The 23,164-nt window shown below is 73.0% G+C and carries 18 protein-coding genes; all 18 read left to right on the forward strand.

From position 1 onward, the window contains the following. The first annotated feature begins 22 nt into the window (after positions 1-22). The 18 genes from tssH (at position 23) to ACLII4_RS17360 (ending at position 23,160) form a co-directional block, all read left to right on the forward strand. Entirely contained in the window at positions 23-2,863 is a 2,841-nt protein-coding gene (tssH, locus tag ACLII4_RS17275) for a type VI secretion system ATPase TssH (protein ID WP_412068641.1), read from the forward strand. Continuing rightward, positions 2,860-5,367, forward strand: a complete 2,508-nt coding sequence (locus tag ACLII4_RS17280) for a type VI secretion system Vgr family protein (protein ID WP_412068642.1) — start codon at positions 2,860-2,862, stop codon at positions 5,365-5,367. Before tssH ends, ACLII4_RS17280 begins: the two co-directional genes overlap by 4 nt. Before the next feature lie 2 nt (positions 5,368-5,369). Continuing rightward, positions 5,370-5,693, forward strand: coding sequence for a hypothetical protein (locus ACLII4_RS17285; RefSeq protein WP_412068643.1), 324 nt, complete (start codon positions 5,370-5,372; stop codon positions 5,691-5,693). Then, positions 5,690-8,383 (forward strand): DUF6531 domain-containing protein, encoded by a 2,694-nt coding sequence (locus tag ACLII4_RS17290; RefSeq protein ID WP_412068644.1) that lies wholly within the window; start codon positions 5,690-5,692, stop codon positions 8,381-8,383. Before ACLII4_RS17285 ends, ACLII4_RS17290 begins: the two co-directional genes overlap by 4 nt. After that, a complete protein-coding gene (locus ACLII4_RS17295) occupies positions 8,376-9,485 on the forward strand; it encodes a pentapeptide repeat-containing protein (RefSeq protein ID WP_412068645.1) in 1,110 nt (369 codons plus the stop codon). The genes ACLII4_RS17290 and ACLII4_RS17295 overlap by 8 nt, the downstream gene beginning before the upstream one ends. 2 nt (positions 9,486-9,487) lie before the next feature. Continuing rightward, positions 9,488-10,543, forward strand: coding sequence for a DUF2169 domain-containing protein (locus tag ACLII4_RS17300; protein WP_412068646.1), 1,056 nt, complete (start codon positions 9,488-9,490; stop codon positions 10,541-10,543). Positions 10,544-10,611: 68 nt separating this feature from the next. Continuing rightward, complete coding sequence (locus ACLII4_RS17305) at positions 10,612-10,824, forward strand: hypothetical protein (protein ID WP_412068647.1); 213 nt, start codon at positions 10,612-10,614, stop codon at positions 10,822-10,824. Beyond that, complete coding sequence (locus ACLII4_RS17310; protein ID WP_412068648.1) at positions 10,821-13,007, forward strand: type VI secretion system Vgr family protein; 2,187 nt, start codon at positions 10,821-10,823, stop codon at positions 13,005-13,007. Before ACLII4_RS17305 ends, ACLII4_RS17310 begins: the two co-directional genes overlap by 4 nt. A gap of 2 nt (positions 13,008-13,009) precedes the next feature. Beyond that, positions 13,010-13,459: a hypothetical protein gene (locus ACLII4_RS17315; protein WP_412068649.1), complete on the forward strand. Its 450-nt coding sequence runs from the start codon at positions 13,010-13,012 to the stop codon at positions 13,457-13,459. Further along, positions 13,459-14,475 (forward strand): DUF2169 domain-containing protein, encoded by a 1,017-nt coding sequence (locus tag ACLII4_RS17320; protein WP_412068650.1) that lies wholly within the window; start codon positions 13,459-13,461, stop codon positions 14,473-14,475. Before ACLII4_RS17315 ends, ACLII4_RS17320 begins: the two co-directional genes overlap by 1 nt. A gap of 3 nt (positions 14,476-14,478) precedes the next feature. Beyond that, positions 14,479-14,943 carry a DUF4150 domain-containing protein gene (locus tag ACLII4_RS17325; protein ID WP_412068651.1) on the forward strand — a complete coding sequence of 155 codons (465 nt, stop codon included), beginning with the start codon at positions 14,479-14,481 and terminating at the stop codon, positions 14,941-14,943. A 2-nt stretch (positions 14,944-14,945) separates the two neighbouring features. Further along, entirely contained in the window at positions 14,946-16,049 is a 1,104-nt protein-coding gene (locus ACLII4_RS17330) for a hypothetical protein (RefSeq protein ID WP_412068652.1), read from the forward strand. Positions 16,050-16,052: 3 nt separating this feature from the next. Beyond that, on the forward strand, positions 16,053-16,787 hold the full coding sequence (locus ACLII4_RS17335) for a hypothetical protein (protein WP_412068653.1): 735 nt from the start codon (positions 16,053-16,055) through the stop codon (positions 16,785-16,787). Between the two features lie 4 nt (positions 16,788-16,791). Continuing rightward, positions 16,792-17,379, forward strand: a complete 588-nt coding sequence (locus tag ACLII4_RS17340) for an imm11 family protein (protein WP_412068654.1) — start codon at positions 16,792-16,794, stop codon at positions 17,377-17,379. Further along, positions 17,379-18,170, forward strand: coding sequence for a hypothetical protein (locus ACLII4_RS17345; protein WP_412068655.1), 792 nt, complete (start codon positions 17,379-17,381; stop codon positions 18,168-18,170). The genes ACLII4_RS17340 and ACLII4_RS17345 overlap by 1 nt, the downstream gene beginning before the upstream one ends. After that, the gene (locus ACLII4_RS17350; RefSeq protein ID WP_412068656.1) at positions 18,167-19,519 is read left to right on the forward strand and encodes a HEAT repeat domain-containing protein; all 1,353 of its coding nucleotides are present in this window, start codon (positions 18,167-18,169) and stop codon (positions 19,517-19,519) included. Before ACLII4_RS17345 ends, ACLII4_RS17350 begins: the two co-directional genes overlap by 4 nt. 67 nt (positions 19,520-19,586) lie before the next feature. After that, positions 19,587-21,320 (forward strand): type VI secretion system contractile sheath domain-containing protein, encoded by a 1,734-nt coding sequence (locus ACLII4_RS17355; protein ID WP_412068657.1) that lies wholly within the window; start codon positions 19,587-19,589, stop codon positions 21,318-21,320. Beyond that, the gene (locus ACLII4_RS17360; protein WP_412068658.1) at positions 21,310-23,160 is read left to right on the forward strand and encodes an FHA domain-containing protein; all 1,851 of its coding nucleotides are present in this window, start codon (positions 21,310-21,312) and stop codon (positions 23,158-23,160) included. Before ACLII4_RS17355 ends, ACLII4_RS17360 begins: the two co-directional genes overlap by 11 nt. The last annotated feature ends 4 nt before the right edge of the window (positions 23,161-23,164 follow it).

Here is a 23,164-nt window from a genome sequence, read left to right on the forward strand (position 1 = left end):
CTCCTCCCCGCTCCCTCCGCTCATGATCTCACGAGACGTCAAACGCCTGCTCCGCACTCTCAACGACCCCACGACGCGCGCGCTCGAAGGGGCCGCCGGCCTGGCCGTCGGGCGGGGCCACTACGAGGTGACCGTCGAGCACCTGCTGCTCAAGCTGATGGAGGACGGCACCGGCGACGTAACGCTGGCGCTGTCGCGCCTGGGCGCCGATGTCGGCGCCGTCGGCAAGGCGCTCGGCGACACGGTCGGCGCGTACAAGAGTGGAAACGCGGGGCGGCCGGCGTTCTCGCCCCTCCTCCTGGACTTGGTCGAGCGAGGCTGGGTCGTCGCGTCGGTCCACCACGGGCTGGCGGCCGTCCGGTCGGGTGCGCTGCTGGAGGCGTACCTCGAGAGCGATTCCTTCGCCACGTCCGCCGCGCGCGAGGCCATGCAGCCCGCGACCGCCGACGCCTTGCGCGAGCGGTTCTTCGAACTCGTCGACGGGTCGGAAGAGAACCGGGCCACCAAGTCGGGCGCCCGAATTCCGCAAGCGGGCGGCGAGGGCGAGACAGCGCTCGACCTGTACACGCAGTCGGTGACGGACCGCGCCCGCGAGGGCGGCATCGACCCCATCTTCGGGCGCGACCGCGAGATCCGGCAGGTCATCGACGTGCTCTCGCGGCGCCGGAAGAACAACCCCATCCTCGTCGGCGAGGCGGGCGTCGGCAAGACGGCCGTCGTCGAGGGGCTCGCGCTGCGGATCGTCGCGGGCGACGTGCCCCTCGCCTTGCGCGACGCCGAGATCGCCGCGCTGGACCTCGGCGCGTTGCAGGCCGGGGCGGGCGTCAAGGGCGAGTTCGAGGCGCGCATGAAGGCCGTGATCGACGCCGTCGGCGAGGCGGCGAGGCCGACCATCCTGTTTATCGACGAGGCCCACACACTCGTGGGCGCGGGCGGCGCGGCGGGGACCGGCGACGCGGCCAACCTCCTGAAGCCCGCGCTCGCGCGCGGCGAGCTGCGCAGCATCGCGGCCACGACGTGGAGCGAGTACAAGCGCCACATCGAGAAGGACCCGGCGCTGGCAAGGCGCTTCCAACAGGTCAAGGTGGACGAGCCCGACGTCGAGACGGCCGTCGTGATGATGCGCGGCGTGCGCGACCGCTACGAGGACCACCACGCCGTCCAGATCACCGACGAGGCCGTCCGCGCCGCCGTCGAGTTGAGCGACCGCTACCTCTCGGGCCGCCAGCTCCCCGACAAGTCGGTCGACCTGCTCGACACGGCGTCCGCTCGCGTGCGGATGTCGCAAGACGCCACGCCGTCCGCGCTCGACGCCGTCGCCCGGCGCTTGCACGAGGTCAACACCGAGATCGGCGCCGTCACCCGCGACCACTCGGCCGGGCTCGGCTCGAACGAGATGCTGGCGGCGCTGGAGTCCGAGCGCGACCAGCTCGCGACCGACACCGAGGTGCTCAGTGCGCGCTGGGAGGCCGAGCGCGTGATCGCGCGTGAGCTCGACGGCGCCCGCCGCGTCGCCGCCGACGCCGGGGGCGACGCGCCCGCTGGCGTCCACGACCTGCGGGCCCGCCTCGAGGCACTGCAAGAGGAGAACGGCCCGCTCGTCCACGCCGAGGTGGGCCCGCGCGTCGTCGCCGAGGTCATCGCCGACTGGACCGGCATCCCCATCGGCGACATGCTGAAGGACGAGGCGCAGATGCTCCTCGAAATGGAAGACCGGCTCACCTCCCGCATCCGAGGCCAGGACGAGGCGCTCACCGAGATCGCCGACGCGCTCCGCACCGCCAAGGCGGGCCTGCGCAAGGCCGACGCCCCGTTGGGCGTGTTCATGCTGGCGGGCCCGAGTGGCGTCGGCAAGACCGAGACCGCCCGTGCGCTCGCGGAGCTGCTCTTCGGCGGCGAGCGGTTCCTGGTGTCGATCAACATGAGCGAGTACCAGGAGAGCCACACGACGAGCCAGCTCAAGGGCGCGCCTCCCGGCTACGTCGGCTACGGCGAGGGCGGCGTGCTCACCGAGGCCGTCCGCCAGCGGCCGTACTCGGTCGTCCTGCTCGACGAGGTCGAGAAGGCCCACATCGACGTCATGGAGATGTTCTACCAGGTCTTCGACCGGGGCATCCTGCGCGACGGCGAGGGCCGCGAGGTCGACTTCTCCAACACCGTCATCCTGTGCACCTCGAACGTCGGCAGCGCGCTCGTGCAGCAGGCGTCGATGGCCGAGGTGGCGCCCCGGCTCGACGAGCTGCGCGCGCTCATCCACGAGCCGCTGGCGAACCACTTCCAGCCGGCCTTGCTCGGCCGGATGAACGTCATCCCGTTCCTGAGCCTGGACCGCGACGCGATGGCGCAGATCGCCCGGCTCAAGCTCGACAAGGTGGACCGCCGGCTCCAGTCGAACCACGGCGTCCGGTTCGTCTACACCGACGAGGTCGTCGAGACCGTCGCCGACCGGTGCACGACCGTCGACGCGGGCGCCCGCAACATCGACGCCATCATCGACCGGACCGTGCTCCCGGCCGCCAGCCGCGCCTTGCTGGCCCGCCTTGCCGAGGAGAACCTGCCCGCCGCCCTCGAACTGGGGATCGACGAGGCCGGCGACTTCACCTACACCTTCATCGAGACCGACGGCGCCTCGTCGGTCGTCGGCCACCATGGGGACGGCGCGGACACCGCACATGCGGCGGCCGCTCCTGCGGCGGCTGCGCCCGCCGAGCCGACCCCTGAGGCCGAGGCACCTCCCGAGGCCAAGGCGCCCGCCGAACCGATCGACGATGAACCGGTCGCCGAGGGGGCGACCGCCAACGGCCCGACGGCCGAGGACGTCCCGGCGCCTGAGTCCACGGAGGACCCGACGCCGAACTCATGAGCCGCATCGCCCGACACACCTTCGCCTCCAGCGGGCTCGACTCAGACACGTTCCGCGTCTTGCGCTTCGAGGGCACCGAGGCCATCTCGGAACCCTTCCGCTTCGTCGTCCACCTCGTCTCCAAGGACGCCGAGGTCGACTTCGCGAAGGTCATCGACAAGCCGGCGACGTTGACGATGCTTCGCGGCGACGACCCCTCCGAGATCGACGGTGTCATCTCCGACTTTCAGCAGTCCCACGCTGCGGGCGGGCAGTCCGACTTCCGCTACGTCTACCGGGCCGTGCTCGTCCCCCGGATCTGGCGGCTGGCCCTCTCGGAGCAGAGCCGCATCTTCCAGAATCTGACCGTCCAAGAGATCGTTTCCACGATCCTCAAGGCGGCCGGGGTCGACTGCAAGTGGATGTTGAAGGCGAGCTACAAGCCCCGCGAGTACACGACGCAGTATCAGGAGTCCGACCTCGCGTTCGTCCAGCGGCTGCTCGAGTTCGAGGGGATCCGCTACTACATCGAGCACGCCAAGGGCAAGGACACCGTCATCTTCAGCGACGACGCCAGCGATGCCGTGACCATCGCCGACGACGACACGCTGGCCTACTCCCACGGCGATGGCTTGGTCGCGCAGGACGACGTGGAGACCGTCAAGAACTTCCGCGTCCGCCAGCGCATGGTGACTGCCGAGACGAAACTGAAGGACTACAACTACCGGACGCCCGAGGACGACATCTTCGCCACGTCGCCGGTGAGCGGGAAGCCCTCCCTCGGGGTCCGCTCCGAGGCGATGACGCACACCATGACGCCCACCCGCAACGAGCGGCTCGTCAAGGTGCGCGCCGAAGAGGTCACCTCCACACGCGAGGTGATGACGGGCAGGAGCGACTGCCTGCGGTTCCGGACGGGCTACCGCTTCACGCTCGACCGCCACTTCCGCACGAGCCTCAACCAGGCCTACCTCCTCACGCACATCACGCACGAGGGCTCCCAGCCCGACTCTGGAGAGGCACAGGGCGCCAGCGAGACCACCGAGTCGAGCTACGCCAACCGCTTCCGCTGCGTCGCCGCCGCCATCCCGTTCCGCCCCCCGCGCAAGACGCCCGTGCCGACGCTCCCGGGCATCCTGACGGCCAAGGTAGAGAGCACCAACGGCAGCAACGTCGCGACGGGCCAGTACGCGCCGATCGACGACCAGGGCCGCTACCGCGTCCGCTTCCCCTTCGACATCGGCGACGCCAGCAACGCACAGGCCACCAAGCCGGTCCGCCTCGCCCAGCCGTACTCGGGGCCCGGCTACGGCCAGCACTTCCCCGTCCACAAGGGCGCGGAGATGGTGATCGCCTGCGTCGACGGCAACATCGACCGGCTGGTGGGGCTGGGGACGGTCCCGAACCCGACCCAGAAATCGCCGGTGACCTCGGCGAACCCGGCCGAAAACACCGTCAAGACGGCCGCCGACAACCGCATCGTGCTCAAGGACACGATGAACGCGGTCGGCATCGACCTCTCGAGCCCGACCTCGGAGAGCCGCATCCACATCGGCGCCGCCGACGGGTCCGTCGAGGGGATCCAGTTGGAGACGAAGGGGTCGACGCTCGTCCACGGGGGCGGCAGCGTCTGGGTCAAGGCCGGCGAGAGCTCCCCGGAGGCGCTCATGGGGGCGGACCTCAACACCGTCGGGATCGCCATGACGGCCGTCGACTCGGCCATCGGGCTCATCCTGTCGGCGATGGGCGCGCGGCTTCACAACGCGAGCTTCCGGACAGGCCTCCTGGGGGCCAACCTCCTCGGGACGGCGTTCGGGGCCGCGAACACCGCAGCGGGGACGGGCTTGGGGATCGGGATGTCGGGCATCTTCATGACCAGCCCTGGCGGCATCATCATGGCCACCTCGGCTGGCATCTCGGCCTACGCTGGGCTTGGCGGCATCGGCCTCACCTCGGCGACGGGCATCGACCTCACCGCCGCCACGCTGGGCATGAACCTGCTCGTCGGCGCGGGCGGCATCAACATCGGCGCCGGCCAGGGCGGCATCGCTACGACGGCGGCGCTCAACGACATCGACACCTTGGCCAAGTCCGGCAAGGTTACCGTCACGGCCTTGCAGAACGTCGAGACCAAGTCAGAGACGGAAAGCATCACGTCTGAGGCGATGCTCAAGATCGAGCAGAAGGCCGGCACGTCCGTCAAGATCGAGTCCGGTACCGACACCGCTATCGCGGCCGGCACGGCCGTCAAGGTCGAATCCGGCACCGACACGCTCATCAAGGGGACCACAAAACTGACCCTCGAGTGCGGCGCGACGAAGCTGGAGATGTCGCCCGAGGGCACGGTCAGGCTCACCTCGGGTACCCACTCGATCACACTCGACGCCGCCGGTGTCAAGATCAACTCGCTGGGGACGCTCACCGCCAAGTCGATAAGCGCGATGAGCCTCGAGTCGTCGCTCACTGCGGAGCTAAAGGCGGGTGTGATGGCCTCCGTCAAGGGCGCCATCGTCCAGATCAACTAGCCATGCCCGCCCCCGCAGCCCGTCTCGGCGACGCCACGACGCACGGCCCCCCACTTCTGGGGGCTGCCTGCCTGACGGTCCTCATCGCCGGGCAGCCCGGCTGGCGCGCGGGCGACATGCACACGTGCCCGATCCCGAACGCGCCTCCGCCCGCCGGGCCCGGCACCCCGCACGGACCGGGCGTCACCACGCCGACGATCCCGAACGTGCTCGTCGGTGGCAAACCCGCGTCTCGCCTGGGCGACATCGTCATGGAGGCGGGGGCCGTCGTCCCTCCGATGATCCCCAACCCGATCGTGGCGGGGGCTCCGACGGTGATGCTGTGAGCGTCGCTCCTCCCGCTCGCCTGCGGATCGATGTCGCGACGGGCGAGGTCGGGCTGGACGCCGTCGACGCCGTCATCCCCGGGCCGATCCCACTCGTACTCCGCCGGGCGTACCGCAGCTTCCGCACCGCTGGAGGCGCCTTCGGGCCGGGGTGGACGTGGACGCTCGACGTCGCCCTCACCGTCGACGCTGAAGCGGTGCGCTGCGTCGGCGGCGCCTTCGACGGGGCGGCGTTCGGGGCCATCGGGCCGGGGCGCGCGGCGCGGCAGGAGGACACCGGGCTCGTGCTGGAGCATCACCCCGACGCCTACGTGCTCTGGGCGTCGCCCCGGCGCCGGCTCGTGTTCGACAAGCGAGGCGCCGTCGGCGAGACCATCCCGCTCAGCGCCGTGCGCGACGGGAGCGGCGGGTCGCTGACGCTGGACCGGCGCGGCGGGCGCGTGGTCCGGGTGGCCGGCGCGCCGAGCGGCCCGCTCCACCTTGAGTACGGAAGCGACGGCATCGAGGCGGTTGTGCAGGGGCGACAGAGCGACGTGCTGGCGCGGTGGAACTACACCGGCGGGGCCTTGCGATCGGCCGCGGGGCCAGGGCGCCGACTGGAGCACTTCGCGTACGCGAGCGGCCGACTCGTCGAACACCGCGCGGACGGGGCCACGACGTTCGCCCAGTACGACGCCGAGGGCCGAGGGCTCGCGATCTGGGGGACGAGTGGGGCCGGCGTCCGGGTCGGCTACGACGCCCGCCGCCACACGACGCGCGTGCTGGACGGCGCCGGGAGCCAGACGCTCTACCGGCACACTCCGGACCGGCAGGTGCTGGAGCAGATCCGCCCCGACGCCTCCGCGCGCGTCTTCTACTACGGCCTCGACGGGCGGCTGGCGGGCTACGGCGAGGCCGACGGGCCCCTCATCTTCCAGGCGTTCGATCCGTCCGAAGCCTCGCTGCTGGTGGTCGACCACGGCCTCCGCGCCGCGGCCATCGCCTACGACGCGGACGGCCGCGCGGTGACGGTGGGGCTCATCGAGGACGAGGCACCCTTCACGCTCGCGTGGTCGGACGCCCACACCCTTGCTGCCATCCGAACGCCCGAGGGGCATGTGTGGCGCATCGAGCGCGACCGCGCCGGACGGGTCGAGTCCGTCGTCAGCCCGGCGGGGCGCACCGCTCGGCTGTCGTGGTCGCCCCAGGGGCTCGCCGTCGAGGACGCCGAGGGCAAGCGCCGAGAGGAGACGTGGGACGGCGCGGGCCGCCTCGTCAGCCGCGTCGACCGCTCGGGCCGTCGCGAGCGTCGGCGCTATGGCGACGACGCACATCTGGCGGCGGTCGAGGTGGGCCGCGACTACCGCATCGAGGCCTTCCGCGACGCCGCCGGCCGCCTGACGGCGGTGTCTGACTCCGACGGCGACCGCATCAAAATCGACCGCGACGGGGCCGGCCGGATCGTCCGCATCGCCGGGCCCGGCGACCGCCAGGTCGCCGTCTCGCACGACGCGCAGGGACGGCTGGCCCGCGTCGACCGCCAGGATGGAGCCCATCTCGAGATCGCGTACCTCGCCGACGGCCGGATCGCCGCGGTCGAGGGCCCGGACGGCACGGCCTCCTACGCGGTCGACGACGGCGAGACCGTCGTCACCGACCCGACCGGCGAGCGCCGCTACAACCGCGCGGGCGACCTGCGCGTGCAGATCGCTGGCGAGCAACGGACGGCGTTTGCCTACGGCGCCCACGGCGAGCTGCTCCTGTGGGAAGGCTGGCTCGGCGACGCGCACCTCGGCGCGGTCCGGTTCGGCTACGGCGCGGAGGGTCGCTTGACCCAGATCGACGGCCGCCCGCCCCACGCCGACGCCTCCGTCGCCCTGCGCCTGGCCGCCGACGCCGATGGGTGGCCGACCGCGATCCTGTCGGGCGGCACCCCGGTCGTCGACGTCGAGACGGACGCGCTGGGCCGACCGGCCCGCCTCGGGGGCCACCTCGATGCTCGGATGGGCTTCGACGCCGCCGACCGACTGGTCCGCGTCGAGACCGAGGCGGGCCCTCTCGACATCGCCTACGACGCCATCGACCGCCCCACGCACCTGCGCAGGGGCGACCGGACGGCCGACCTCGTAGCGTCGCCGACCGAGACCTGGGACGAGGTGCTGGCGACCGGCGAGGGGCTCGACGGGCAGCCGCTCGCGCTCCGCGTGCACGTGGCGCGGCACGGCGTGGCGGTGTCGGTCGACGTGGGCCCCGTGCCCATCGTCGTGTGGGCGCGAGCCGAGGTCCGGTGCCCCCCCGCCAGCCAGGCCGCCCGGCAGGTAGCCGCCGTCCTGCGCGGGCTGGCGGCGGCGCTCCCCGCCCGCTCGGCCAGCCCGGACGCCGGGCTCGACGCCTGGGCGCCCGACCCGCATCGCGACGTGCGCATCGACCAGGCCGCCGTGCCCCGCGCCGCCGACCTCGGCCTGCCCTGGCCCGTCCTGGACGCCTTCTTCCTCGACCCCGACTACCTCGACGCCATCCCCGGAGGGCTCGCGGAGTCCCGCACCCCGGACGGCTCCCCCGAGGGCATCACCGGAATGCACACCCACCACGCGCTGCGCGCGGCGCCCTGGCGGTCGCGCGGGCGTCGCGCCGTCTGCCCCACGCCCGACCTCCTCGCGCTCGACGGCCCGCCGTCGCTCGGCGACGTGCTCGCCCACCTCGATGCCTGACACGGTCTCCCTCCTCCCCGACCTCGACGCAGACCTTCGCGGGGTCGATCTCACCGGCGCCGACCTCACCGGCGTCGACCTGCGGGGCCGGGCCTTCGCCAGCGCCACCCTGTCGGGGGCCGACCTCCGCGGGGCCGACATGCGGGAGACCGACCTCTCGGGCGCCGTGCTCACGGAGGCTCGCCTCTCGGGGGCCGACCTCCGGGGCGCCACGGTATCCGGCGCGCTCCTCTCCAGGGCCGATCTCACCGGCGCGGACCTCAGCGGCGCTCGCTTCCAAGGCTGCATGCTCGACGACGCCGACTGTACCGGCGCGACGATGGCCGGCATCGCCATCGTTGAGTGCGCCGCCCGGCGCGCCCGGTTCCGGGGGAACGCGATGGCCGGGGCCGACCTCCAGGGGTCCTGCTTCGACGAGGCCGACTTCAGCGGATGCGACCTGACGGACGCCGATCTGACCAAAGCGGTGGCCCGAGGCGCCTCGTTTGTCCGGGCGCGGTTGCACGGCGCCACGCTGACCCAGGCCGTCCTCGCGGGCGCACGCTTCGTCGAGGCCGACGCCACACGGGCGCTGTTCGCCGGCACGACCCTCGACGAAGCGGTGATGGTCGGCGCCACGTTCCGCGCGGCCACGCTGTCCGGGGCGAGCGTCCGCCTCGCCGACCTGTCGCGGTGCGACTTTTCCGGCGCCAAGCTGTCGGCGAGCGTCTTCGACCGCGCCGTCCTGGGCAGCGCCGTCTTCGCGGCCACCACGGCCGACGCCGCCTCCTTCGAGTTCGCCGACCTGCGCAGCGCCCGCTTCGAGGCGTCGGACTTTCTCGCGGCCGTCTTCGTCGGCGTCGACTTCCGAGGCGTCCGCGCGAACGGGACACGCTTTTTCGGCGCCGACTTTCACTGGGCCCGCCTCGACGGCGTCGACCTGAGCGACTGCGCGACCGACCACGCCCGAATGCCCGTCGCGGTCTCCGCAGCGCACGGCCCCCGCGAGCAGCCGCCTCCGGTCCCGTTCCTCCCCCTCGCCCGCGAGCCGTTCCCCGCCGCTGACCTCCGAGCCCTGCTCGCCGACGCCCCGCCGCTGCCGACTCCGGCGCCGCGCCGCTAGCGATGGACATCCGAAACGAGACCCCGTTCGCGCATGGCCTGGTGATCGGAATGGGCCCGGACCGCCAGGCGCACCTCGCCGTGGTCGTCAAGGGCACCTTCCGGATTCCCGAGCGGCCCGGCGACCCCGTAGAGGTCGCCGACCAGCCGATCCCGTTCGCCACCGCCGACGCGCACCACCAGGACGACCCGACGGCGAGCGTCCGCACCGAGTCCGACGCCGTCGTCCACAAGCCCCGCGCGGACGTGATGCTGGCGGGCCACGCCTACGCGCCGGGCGGGCGGGCCACCACGGAGACCGACATCCTGCTCCGAGTGGGGCGGCTGGAGCAGGTGATCCGCGTGATCGGCGACCGCCACTGGGAGATGCCGATGCTGGGCGGGGCACCGACGCCGTCTGCACCCGTCCCGTTCACGGCCATGCCGCTCGTCTTCGAGCGCGCGTTCGGCGGCTCCGATCACGAGGGGGGCGGCTTGTGTGCCGAGAACCCGCTCGGGCGCGGCTACATCCATGGCCCGGCGACGGCCGCTGGGACACGGCTGCCGAACCTGGAGAACCCCCGCCAGTTGATCCGGACGTGGAACGACCGCCCGGCGCCCGTCGGCTGGGGCGTGTTCGGGCAGGCATGGTCGCCGCGCTCGCAAATGGCCGGCCGGTCAACGGAGCTCCACCCGCAGTTCGGGCTTCCCGAGGACTTCGACCCCCGGTTCCACAACGGCGCTCACCCTGGCCTCCAACTGCGCGCCCTCGCAGGCGACGAGGAGGTCGAACTGCTGCGCGTCACCCCGGACGGGCGCCGCCGGTTTGCCCTCCCGGGCCGGACGCCGCGCGTGTCGGTCCGCACCCGGACCACCACGGGCCCCAACGCCCGCGTCTCGGAGCCGAGTCCACTGACCGTCGTGCTGGACACGCTGGTGCTGCTGCCCGACGACGGCGTGTTCACGCTGACGTGGCGGGCGAGCCGCGCGCTGGCCCTTGCCCCCGAAGCCGCGCTGGCGCTGGTGGCCTCGGTCGAGATCACCGAGAGCGGCAGCCGTGCGGGCACGACGCCCGGGTGACGAGGCGAGGGATCGTTTCCGGTATAGTAGAACGACCGTGGTCCGCGACGTACGTCTGCCCCGCGCCCATGCCCGAGTCCTCGTCCGTCGGCTTCCAATTGACTTCCGCGCCGGGCGGTCGGTGCACCCGGTCCGTCGACGCCGACTTTACCGACCCGACGCAGGCGCCCCGGCCGAGATCTGAGGTGCCGGTCGGCGAGGGGCCCGCGCTGACGTGGGCGGTGGACGCGGCCGATCCCGCCGCCCTCCTTGCCGAGGGCGACCACACACTACCCGCATGAGTGCTCACCGCATCGCCCGGCACGAGTTTGCGTGCAGTGCCCTCTCCACCGAGACGTTCCGCGTCGTCGGCTTCGAGGGCGTGGAGACCATCTCGCAGCCGTACCGCTTCGAGATCGAGATGGTCTCCGACGACCCCGAGGTCCCCTTCGACGAGGTCATCGACGGGCCGGCCACGCTCACGATGTACCGCGGCGACGAGCCGTCCGAGGTGGGCGGCATCGTCGTCGACTTTGAGCAGTCGCACGAGGCGGGCGGCCAGTCGGAGTTCCGGTACGCCTACCGCGTCGTGCTCGTGCCGCGGCTGTGGCGGCTGGGGCTCTCGTTCCGAAGCCGCATCTTCCAGAACCTCTCCGTCGAGGAGATCGTGACCCAGATCCTCGACGACGCCGGCGTCGAGCACGAGTGGGCGTTGTCCGGCGCGTACGCCCCGCGCGAGTACACGACGCAGTACAAGGAGACCGACCTCGCGTTCGTCCAGCGGCTGCTCGAGTTCGAGGGCATCGCCTACCACTTCTCGCACGGCGGCGGCGTAGAGACCCTCGTCTTGACCGACGATGCCTCCGCGGCCAAGCCGATCGACGGCGACGACCAGATCCCCTACAGCCACGCCGACGGGCTCCGCCCGACCGACAGCTTGGAGACCATCCGCGACGCCCGGATCCGCCAGCGGCTGGTCACCGCCCGCGCGGAGATCGCCGACTACAACTACCGCACGCCTGGGGCCGACCTGACGGGCGAGGCGGAGGGAGGCGACGGGCCCGCCGTCGGCGTCCACTCGGACTCGGCCATCCACGTGGGCGACGGGGGCCGCTCGACCGCGCTCGCGAAGGTCCGCCTCGAAGAGATCGAGACCACGCGCCGCGTGCTCCACGGCACCGGCGACTGCCTGCGCTTCCGGACGGGCCACCAGTTCGCCCTCGCCAATCACTTCCGCAGCGACCTCAACCAACGCTACCTGATCACCGAGGTCCATCACCTCGGGCGCCAGCCGGACGCCGAGGAGGCCGCCTCCGCCGACGACGTCCGGCCGGGCTACTCGAACTCCTTCCAGGCCGTCCCTGCAGGTGTGCCGTACCGGCCCCCGCGCCGGACGCCCGAGCCCAAGCTCCCCGGCGTGCTCACGGCGACCGTCGAGAGCGCCGGCGGGACGTACGCGCCGGTCGACGACCAGGGCCGCTACCGCGTCCGGTTCCCCTTCGACCTCGGCGACGCGGGCGACGCGCAAGCCACCAAGCCCGTCCGCCTCGCCCAGCCATACACCGGGCCCGGCTACGGCCAGCACTTCCCCGTCCACAAGGATGCCGAAATGGTGGTCGCCTGCGTCGACGGCAACGTCGACCGCATCGTGGGGCTCTCGACGGTCTACAACCCGGCCCAGTTCTCGCCGGTCACGAGCAGCAACGCGGCCCACAACGTGATGCGGTCGTGGGGCGAGAACGAGCTGACGTTCGACGACACGCAGGGCGCCGAGCTCGTGTTCATGCACGCGACAAAAGACCACCACTGCGAGGTCGTCGACAACCAGAAGAACACGGTGGGGACGAACCGGCTGCAGACGGTCGGGCAAGACGAGCGGATGTCCGTCGGGCGCGACCAGGCCGAGGAGGTCGGGCGCGACGCCTCCCTCGAGGTCGGCAACAACCAGTCGCTGACGGTCGGGGTGGACCGCGGGATCACGGTGGGCGCCAACCACAGCGAGTCGATCGGGGCCAACATGTCGCTGACCGTCGGGTCGTCGAAGGACGAGTCGGTCGGCGTGAGCAGTTCGACGACGGTCGGCGTGAGCTACTCGCTGAGCGTCGGGGCGACGATGTCGGCGTCGGTCGGGGGGATGAGCTCCGAGACCGTCGGGGCCAACAAGACGCTCCGCGCCGGGGCCAACGTGTCGATGACGGCGGGCGCCGAGATGACGCTGAAGGCCGACGCCGACGCGTCGCTGACGGCGGGCAAGGACGGGGCCATCCAGTTCGGCGACGACGGCCGCCTCCAGGTCGGCAAGGACCTCTCGCTGAGCGTCGGGAAAAAGTCCGTCATCGACGTCGGCGACCAGCTCACGATCAAGTGCGGCAAGGCCGAGATCGTGATGAAGAAGAACGGGGACATCTCCATCAAGGGGAAGAAGATCGACCTCAAGGCCTCGGGCAAGATGACGCTCAAGGGCTCCCAGATCGCCGAGAACTAGCCATGACCGACCTCCTCTCTGCCCTCGCGATCGAAGCCGACGTGACCGCCGTCGACGCCGACGCCGTCACCGTCCGCACCCACGACGGCGCGGCCCGGTCGTGCCGGGTGCTCCAGACCTCCGGTGGGCCACCGCTGGCGCTCGCCCCGGGCGACCGCGTGCTGGTGGCCGGGGCCGGCGCGACGGGCTACATCCTGGGCCGGATCGGGCCGCACCGCGGCGTGCCCGAGACGGCGCGCGTCGTCGAGATCGTGGTGCCCGAGGGCGTCGAGACGGTCCGCATCGCCGGGCGCCGGATCACGATTTCCGCCGACGAGTCGGTCGCCATCGAGTGCGGCGGGGGCTCCGTCCGGATCGACAAGCGCGGGAAGGTGGTCGTGCTCGGGACCGACATCACCAGCCGCGCCAAGCGGCTCCACAAGGTCAAGGGCGCCAGCGTCGCCATCAACTGATGGAGATCACCAACCCCACGCCGTTCGCCGCCGCCCCGGCCGCCGTCGCCGACCGCGACGGGGCCGACTGGCTCGTCGTGATCGTCAAGGCGACGTACGCGCTCGACGGCGAGGGCGGGATGACCCCGGCCGAGGTCCAGCGAGAGGTCGCCTTCGCGGACGCGTACTCCGGCGAGCCCGGCGCGTCGAGCGTGGCCTACGCCTCCGACCTCACCATCGGCAAGGGCTCGACGGACGTGGTGCTGACCGGCTCGGCGTACCCCGCACGGGCGGGCGACCGCGAGGGCGAGGTCGGCGTCCAGCTCGGGCCCGCCAAGGCGGCGGCGACCGTGTTCGGCGACCGCGAGTGGCAGTCGGCGCTCGGCGTCACCCGGATGTCGCGGCCGGCGCCGTTCGAGCGGATCCCGCTGGCGTACGAGCGGGCCGCCGGCGGGACCGACGCCTCGGCGCCCGACGACCGCGACCACGGCGCCGAGCCCCGCAACCCCGTCGGCGTCGGGTACCGGGCCTCGCGCACGCGCCACGTCGTCGACGCGAGCCCGCTGCCCAACTTCGAGCGGCCCGACGCGCTGATCCGTACGCCCGACGACCGGCCGGCCCCGGCGCCCGTCGGGTTCGTGGCGCCCGGCTGGCAGCCCCGCGCCGCGTTTGCGGGGACCTACGACGCCGCCTGGGCCGCCGCCCGGAGCCCCCTCCTCCCGACCGACTTCGACGCCCGCTTTTTCGACGTGGCCCCGCCCGGCCTCACCGTCCCCGGGCGCCTGCGCGGCAACGAGCACGGCGCGGCGCGTGGCGTGTCGCCGCGAGGCATGGTCCGGTTCACGCTCCCCGGGCTCGCGCCGAGCGCCGAGGTCGCGGGCCGCCGCCTCGGTCGCCAGCCCGTCGCCCTCGGGCTCAACCGCGTCGTGGTCGACGGCGACGGCGGGGCGGCTGGCGAGGTCGTGCTCGTGTGGAGCGGCGGGCTGGCCGTGCCCCACGGGTTCGTCGACGTCCGCGAGATCACCGTCACCGCCTGAGCCATGCCCTCGTCCGTCGGCGTCAACTTCCTCTCGGTCGTCCACAAGTCGAGCAACGGCACGACGATCGCGTTCCCCGACGTGTGCAAGACGCCCGCGCCGCCGGCCCCGTTCGTGCCCATCCCCTACCCCAACATCGCGATGTCGACGGACACGGCGAAGGGGAGCAAAAAGGTCAAGATGGACGGCAACCCGATCTGCACCAAGGACTCCAACTTCAAGATGAGCACCGGCGACGAGGCCGGGTCGGCCGGCGGGGGCATCGTGAGCGCGAAGATCAAGGGGAAGGCCGAGTTCGTGATGTTCTCCTTCGACGTCAAGGTGGAGGGCAAGAACGTGGCGCGGGCCTTCGACCTCATGCTCCACAACGACAAGAACACGCCGCCCTTCCCGGTCCTCCAGCCGCCCGTCGTCATCATCGGGATCCCCCCCAAGCCGGAGTGCCTGATGTGCGGCGAGCACTACTAGCCGTGGCCGACGCGACCGTCATCACGGGCGTGGGGATGGCATCGAGCCTCGGGTTCGACGCCGTCACGGCGTGTGCCGCGGCGCGCGCTGGGATCACGCGCCCGACGACGCTCGACTACGAGGTGTTCGACGGCGAGGCGCTCGCCTCGGTCGCGGTGACGGCGCGCACGATGGGGTGGTACACCGACGGGTTCGCCGAGGTCGGCCGGCTCGTCCAGCTCGGCCGCCCCGCCGTGGCCGATGTGATCCGTTCGGCCGGGCTCGACGACGCCACGCTCACGCGGACGGCCTGGATCGTGACGCTCGCCGACGGGACCGTCGAGGCGCTCGCCCAAGCGGCCGACGAGACGCCGCCCGAGGCCCGAGAGGGTGCCCGCCCTCCGTACGCCGCCCTCAAGCCCTGGATCGAAGCGCAGGTGCTGCCTGGGATCCGGGCGGGGTTGTCGGCTGGGGCGCGCGCGGCGCCGGCCCGCGTCCGGTTCGACGGGGCTGCGGGCGCGGCGGTGGCCCTCACGCAGGCCCAGCAGATCGTCCGGGAGGGCCGGGCCCCGGCCTGCGTGGTCGGCGGGATCGACGCGCGAGCCGACCTCCGCTGGCTCGACGCGCTCCACACACTCGGGTGGCTCGCGACGCCGGCCGAGCCGACGGGATTGACACCGGGCGAGGCCGCCGCGTTCGTCTGCGTCGAGGCCGCCGGTCGGGCACGCGCGCGGGGCGCGACGGTGCTCGCCGTGCTCGGGGAGACGGCGGCGGGGCGCGAGGAGTTGTCTGACGCGCCTCCGGTGGGGGCCATTCTGGCGGGCGTGGTCCGGGCCGCGCTGGACGGCGCGAGCCGCCGGCCGGTCTGCCTCGGCGGCTTGGGCGGGGGCGCGCGCCTGGCGGGCGAGTGGGGCCGCGCGTGGGCGCGGTTGGCCGCCGACCTCGAGTTCGCCGACGTGACGTACCCCGCGACGGCCTTCGGCGACACCGGCGCCGCCGCCGGGTACGTCGCCGCCGCCACAGCCGTCCACGCCTTCGCGCGGGGCGTCTCCGCCGCCGACACCGCCGTCGCGTGGGCCGCCTCCGACGACGGGCTCCGAGGCGCATTCGCCCTCTCCGCCCCCTGACCGATGGCCAAGAAGCACACCACCCCCGACGTCGACAAGGTCGGCGTCTTCGAGAAGTACAAGAGCAGCGAGTACCGCTCGCTGTGTCTCGGCTGCGGCAAGGGCTACCACGGCCACCGCTGGCAGGCCCACCACGTCCTGCCGGGCACCTGCTTCAGCTCCGTCGACGACTTCGTCCAGGGCTGCCTCGACGTCACGGACTACGACATCAACCAGCCCAACAGCATGGCCGGGATGCCGACGCTCAAGGCCTACCTGATGTACTACCGGACCGCTGAGCCCGCCGCGGCCGAGAACGACACCCAGCTCGCGCGCTGGGGCGCCATCCGCACCTACAAGTCCGACCTCGACCGGCTCGCGAAAGCCGGGCTCTCGACGGCGATCGGCGACCCCGGCACGATCCCCTGCCACCAGCCGGCCTCCAGCTACGGCCACATCCAGTACAACACGGCGGTCTCGAAGTCGCTCAAGGAGACCGTCTTCGACCCGCTCAAGGAGATCGGCGACCAGGACGGCCACGTCGACTTCGAGAACGTCAAGAGCATGCTCCAGGCCATCGCCGACATGTATTGGAATGGGCTCGTCGCGCGGGGCGCGGGTCCGGGTGGGGGCGGGCACGTCGGCGTCCGGGACAACTTCGTCCACCGCAATGACCCTGGGTCCACAGGCTGGTGGATCCCGTTGACGATGGCCGACATCCCCGGCCCGCCGCCTGCCCCTCCCGTCATGCGCTTCTAGTCCCATGGACCCCGACCTCCGCTTCTTTCGCTTCGAGCCCGCCCTCGCCCAAGGCTCCGCCCAGTTCGGCCACATCGTCGGCTTCGACAAGATGTACCTCTTGCGCAAGGGCGCCCCGGTCGGCGACGCCTTCCCGGCCGACGCGACCTACGTGATGAGCGACGACGCCCCCGACGACTTGGTCGTGGAAGACGCCATCTCGACGCTCGACAGCGAGCTCGTGGTGTCGCCGGGCGCCCGCGCCGTGCTGGCCCCGCTCGTCGGCGACGCCGTGGAGTGGCTCGAGGTCGGGGTCGTCAACCACAAGGGCCGGCGCGAGCCGGGGCCGTACGCCATCGCCAACGCGCTCCGGCTCGTCGACGCCGTCGACCGCGACGCCAGCGTGTTCATGGCCAACCCGCTCATGCCCGACCGCATGATGAACGTGACCGAGCTGGCCGTCGACGAGGGCCGCATCCCCGACGACGCCGTCCTCTTCCGGCTGGCGGGGCTGGCGCAAGTTCTTGGGGTCCGCCGCGACGTGACCGAAGCGGTCCGCGACGCAGGCCTCACTGGGTTCGACTTTCTCCCCTTCACCAGCTTCCGCGGCTGATGCCCGTCCTCGACCTCTCCGACGTGGGCGACGACCTCGCAGTCTACCTCGACTTCGCGATTGCGGAGGCGCAAGCGGCGGACGACCCGGCGGCGCGCGGACGCGCGGCTCAGTCGGTGAGCGCCCACCGGGAGGCGATGGGGCTCGTCGAGCTGTTGCTCGACGCCAACGTCGACGGCTACGCCGAGCACCTCGCGCGCTCGGCCCAGACGCGGCTCTGGCTGCTGGAGGCGACCGCCGGCAGCGACGACCGCGCCCGCCGCGCCAGCTACGACCCGCCGCTCCACGACGCCCTCGCGATCGGCCGGTTCGACCTCGCCCGCCAGATCGCGGCGGCGTCGGAGACCGCGTGGATGCCGCGCGCCGAGTACGAGGACGACTTCCTCTACGCCCACACCCTCCACCGGTACCTGCTCGACGCCGACGCCGACCTCGGCCCCACGCTCGACCGCTACCACGCCGTGCTCGACGGTGGCGACGACCCGCGCCTCGGCCTCCTGCGCGCCCTCGCCGCCCGGGACCGCGACGCCGCGGCCGACGCCTTCGCGGCGTGGATCGACCAGCGCGCGGCTCGGATCGAGGACATGAAGGCGACCTCCGGACACTGGGACACGCCCGACGCCGTGCTGTACCCGCTTGCGTTCGTCTCCATCCCCGGCCTCGCCTGGCTCCGCCTGCTCGCCGACGCCGGGCTCGCGCTCGACGACGAGTTCCAGTACTGCCCCGCGCTCGCGCTCGCGGTAACCGTCGATCGCTTGGACGACCGCAGCTTCCCGTTCCGCCCGCTATGAGCCAGCCGCCGCGCCTCGACGAGACGCCCTCCCGCCGGGGATGGCAGATCGGGCTCTTCCTCGAGCACCTTGCCGAGGCCGCGTCGCTCTGGGAGCAGCGCCCGGCCGACCGCCTCAACCCCGACCTCGCGTGGACCGATCTGGGCGACGAGCAGGACCGACTCGAGGCCCACCTCGACGCGCTCGTGCTCGGCGGCGACCTCGCGCTCGCGGTGTGCCGCCAGCAGGCGCTCGACGGCGACCCGGGCGAGCTCCACGCCGCGCTCCGCGTGTTCTGCCGCCACGGCCGGAGTGACTTGGTCGGCATCGCCATGGAGGCCGTCGACCCCGACGACGGCGAAGCGCTTGACGCGATGTCGGAGGCGCTGGTGGCTGAACTCCCGGCGGCGTGGGAGGTCGGCGCCCTCCGGCCGGACCTCTTGGACGACCCCCGTCGCTTGCGCCTCGCGGCCGACCTGATCACGAGCCGGGGGCTCGGCGCGGGCGTCCTGCTCGACCGGCTGATGGACGCGCCCGACGGGATGCGCGCCCGCCTGGTCCGCACCCTGGGCCGCTCGGCCGACGGCACGACCCTGGTCGCCCTCCGGCCACTCCTCGGCGACCCCGCCCCGTCGGTCCGGCTGGAAGCCGCCGTGGCCCTGCTGCGTGGCGGGGCGCCCGACGCGGCGGCGACCGTGCTCGGCGCCGCCCGCACGGACTCCGCCCTCTTGCCGGCGTTCGCGCTCGCCGGGACCTCGGCGGCCATTCCGTGGCTGCACGCCGTCCTCGCCCACCCGCCGACGGCCCCCGCGGCCGCCGACGTGCTGGGGCTGATGGGCGACCCGAGTTCCGTCCCCCCGCTCATCGAGGCTGTCGAGGCGGGCGTCGAGGGCGCGCCGTGGGCCCTCGCCCTCATCACCGGCGCCCCGTTCACCGAGGAAACGACCATCGAGGACATCTTCGACGACGACGAGCTGTTCGACGACGAACGCGCGCGCCGCGAGGCCGGCGAGCCGACGGGCGCCCCCGTCTTCACGACGACCGTCGAGGGGCCGAGCACCGACCCGGAGCGCTGGCGCGCGTGGTGGGCCGAGCACGCCGACGCGTTTGCCGAGGCGGACCGCTGGCGACAGGGCCTGCCCGCCGGCCCTGCGTCACAGGTGGCGTCGCTGGCAGCTCCCTTCGCCCCGCACCGGCTGCGGCGGTGGATCGCTGACGAGCTAGCGGCCCGCTACCGATTGCCGCTCCCGTTCGACCCCGAGGCCGATGTCGCCCGCCAGCAGGCCGCGCTCGCCGCGCTCACGGCGTGGGCCGAGGGCACCCCGTTCGTCCCCGGCCGCTGGTACGTCGGGGGGCACTACGTGGGGTGACCGAGGCGGGCCCAGTTTCCGGTGTATTCGGGTAGCCGCGCTTTGCGGCATCGCCCGCCCCGCGCCCATGTCCGAGCACCCCTCCGTCGGCTTCCAGATCAACTCCACCCCGGACCGCACTGAGGTTGCAGTGCCCGTGCCCGGTCCTTCCGAACGCGCCGTCGGTGGGGCGTTCCGGCTCATGCTCGTGGCCGACCTCGACCCGCAAGCGCCCGTGCCCGACTGGTCCGACGGCCGCAGGGTGTGGTCCGTGGACACGGACACGTTCACGGCGCGGATGCAGGCGCACGGCCCCCGCCTGGAGGTAGCCGTCGGCGAGGGACCGGCGCTGGCGTGGACGGCCGACGCGCTCGACGCCTTCTCGCCGGCCGGCATCGCCGCACGCGTCCCCGCGCTTGCGGCGACCGTCGCGGCGCGCGACGCACTGACCGAGGCCGCGGAAGGGAAGCTCACGCTCGACGCGCTCCGCCAGCGCCTGCACGAAACCGGCGTCGCAGGTGCCGACGGGCTCGCCGACGCCGTCGCCCGCCGCGACACGCCCACCAGCCACGACGACGGCGCCCTCGATGCGCTCCTGGGGCTCGTCGACATGGGCGACGCCCGGACGCCCGCTCTCGACGCGCTCATCGGGGCCGCCGCACCCTCGGGCGACCTCGACCGGACGGCGGCGCGGACGCTCGCTGGGCGGCTGTCCGAGCGGCTCCACGCCCCGCTCGCGACGGCCGTCGCCCACCCCGACGTGCGCCGCGCCGAGGCCGCATGGCGCGGGCTCAAGATGCTGGTCGGCCGGCTCGGCTTTCGCGACGGCGCCCGCATGGACGTGCTGGCGGCCCCGAAGCACGCCGTCGCCGAAGCGGTCCACTTCCAGATCCTGCTCCCCGAGCACGACGCGCCCGGCGCCGTCCCGCTGGCGGCCGTCGTCGTCGCGCACGACGTGGAGGCGACGTCCGCCGACCTCGACGCCCTCGTCGACCTGGCCGGCTCGGGGGAGAGCCTGCAGGTCCCCGTCGTCATCGGCGCCTCGGCGGCGTTCTTCGGGCTCGACGTGCCGACCGACTTTGCCAAGCTGCCCCCGGCCACGGCGCACCTCCAGAGGCCCGAGTACGCCACGTTCCGCTCGCTCCGGAGCCGTCCTGAGGCCGCGTTCCTGGCCCTTGCCGTCCCCCCGTTCCTGCTCCGCCACGCCTACGGGCCCGACCACCGCGACGCCGCCTTCGGCATTGAGGGCGGCGACCGGCTCTGGGGCAGCGCGGCGCTGCTCGTGGCCTGCGCGATGGCGCACGCCCACCGCGAGCGCGCGTGGCCGACCGCCGCCGCTGGGCAGGCCGTCCCCGACCTGGTCGTCCGCCAGGGCCGGATGGGCGCGCTCCCCCTCGCGACCTCGTTCCCCGACAGCGTGCTGGCCGACCTCGCACGGGCGGGCGTGCTCGCGTTCGCGGGCCCGCTCCGGTCCGATCGCGCCGTGATCGGCTCGTCCGCGATGGCCGCTGCGCCAATCGGCGAGCAGCCGACGTGGGGGGCCGCCGTGCTGTCCGCGCTGGCGGCCTCGCGCGCGGTCGCCGTCGGCGAGGAAGCCGCCGGGATGCCGACCGAGGCGGCCGCCGCGCTTATCGAGCAGCGCTTCCGCGCCTTCTTCGGCCCCGAGGGCGCTGCCGACGACGCGGTGACGGTGCAGCACCTCGAAGAACACGACACCGAGACCACCCGGATGCTGGGCGTCCGGCTCCGCCCGCCGTCGGCCGTGCTGCCGCGCTCGGTGGGGATCGTGTTCGGCGTCGAGGTCCCCACGGATGGCGGATAGCGGCCGCCCCCCGGCCCCGCCTCCGCTCCGCGTCGAGGGGGGGGACCGCGCGTGGACCTTCCGCGCGCCGTTCGTGATCGGCCGCGACCCGGGGTGCGACGTGGTGCTCGACCACACGCGCGTCAGCCGTCGCCACCTCGAAGCCGCGCCGGTCGGCGGCAGTTGGCAGATCACCGACCTCGGCAGCGCCAACGGGCTGCTGGTCGACGGCGCGCGGGTGACGCAAGCCGCGATCGGCGACGGCGCCGAGGTGCAGGTCGGCGACGGCGGCCCGGCCCTGCGGCTGGTCCCACTCGTCGACGACGCGCCGGAGCCTGCCGCGGACCTCCCGCTGGCGCCCGTCTTCCCCGAGGCGCTTCCCCCCGTAGACCCCGACGACGCCGCGCCGAGTGGCTCGGTCGATCCCTTCCGGCCAGCCGACCCTGCGTTCGTGCCCAGCGCCGTGCCGCCGCCCGCAGTCGCGCCGCCCGGGCCTGCACCGCCCCCTTCGGCCCCGCCTGCTTCGGGACCGCCGCCGCCCCCCCCCGCTCCCGGGCCGCCCTCGACAGCCGCCGCGCCCGGCGCCATCTCGTACGACGCCGTCGTGGACCGCTACTTCACCGGCGACGTCGACGACCCCGAGGCCGGGGAGCGGACCAAGTTCATCCGCCAAGCCTACGTCGACCTGAAGACGGCCCAGGCCGAGACGCACGTCCGCGAGCGGTCGAAGCTCAAAACGCTGATCCTGGCGGCCGTCGGAGTCAGCATCGTGGCGCTGGCGTACGCGGGCTACCTCCAGTACCAGGCGGTGCAGTACCGCGCCGAGGCGGCCGAGCTGTTCCTGCTTCTCAAGTCGTCGGAGGTGGCTGTCGCCCAGCAGGTGGGGCAGCTCCGGGCCGAGATCGACGCCAACCCCGACGCCGCGGACAGCCTGGAGGTCGACCTCGACCGCGCGCTCGCGGCGCGGCGCGCGACGGCCGCCCGCTACGACCGGTTCGTCCGGCGGCTCGGCGTCTACGACGGGCTGACGACCGAGGAGGAGGCCATCTACAAAGTGGCGCGGGCGTTCGGCGAGAGCGAGCTCGCGATCCCCGACGCGTTCGTCGCCGAGATCAAGACGTATGTGGCGCGCTGGCGGCGGAGCGGGCGGTTTGAACGGGCCGTCCGTCACGCGCAGGTCAACGGTTTCGACGTGGTGGCGGTGAACGCCCTCCGGCGCCACGGGATGGCGACCGAGTTCTTCTACCTCTCGCTCCAGGAGTCCGACTTCAACACGCGCGCGGTCGGCCCGGCGACGCGGTACGGCTATGCCAAGGGCGCGTGGCAGTTCATCCCCGAGACGGGCAAGCGCTACGGACTCGAGCCCGGCCCGCTCGTGGCGACCAACCAGTTCGATCCGCTCGACGAGCGCCACGACTTCGCCCTCGCCGCCGACGCCGCAGCGCGCTACCTGAACGACATCTACGGCCACCTCGCGCAGGCCAGCGGGCTCCTCGTGTGCGCGTCGTACAACTGGGGGGAGGGCCGCATCCGGCGCAACATGGACGCCATCCAGAGGGAGCTGAGGCGGGCAGGCATCCAGAACGATCCCCAGTCCCGGACCTACTGGCGCTTCCTGACGCAGTATCGCGGGGTGATGCCGAACGAGACCAAGGACTACGTGATGAACATTTTCGCTGCCGCCGTCATCGGCCAGTCGCCGCGGTCTTTCGGGATCGACATGGACCCGCCGGTGCAGGTGGCGCTCGCGGGCGGCCGCGGCGGGATCCGCACCGACGGCCAGCCGGCGGGCCGCGCGGTGCGCCTCGGCACCGACGCCCTCGACCGCCGCCGTGCCCCTACGCCCGCGCCTTCGGAGTAGCTCC

Source organism: Rubrivirga aquatilis, assembly GCF_046845665.1.
Taxonomy (GTDB): Bacteria; Bacteroidota; Rhodothermia; order Rhodothermales; family Rubricoccaceae; genus Rubrivirga.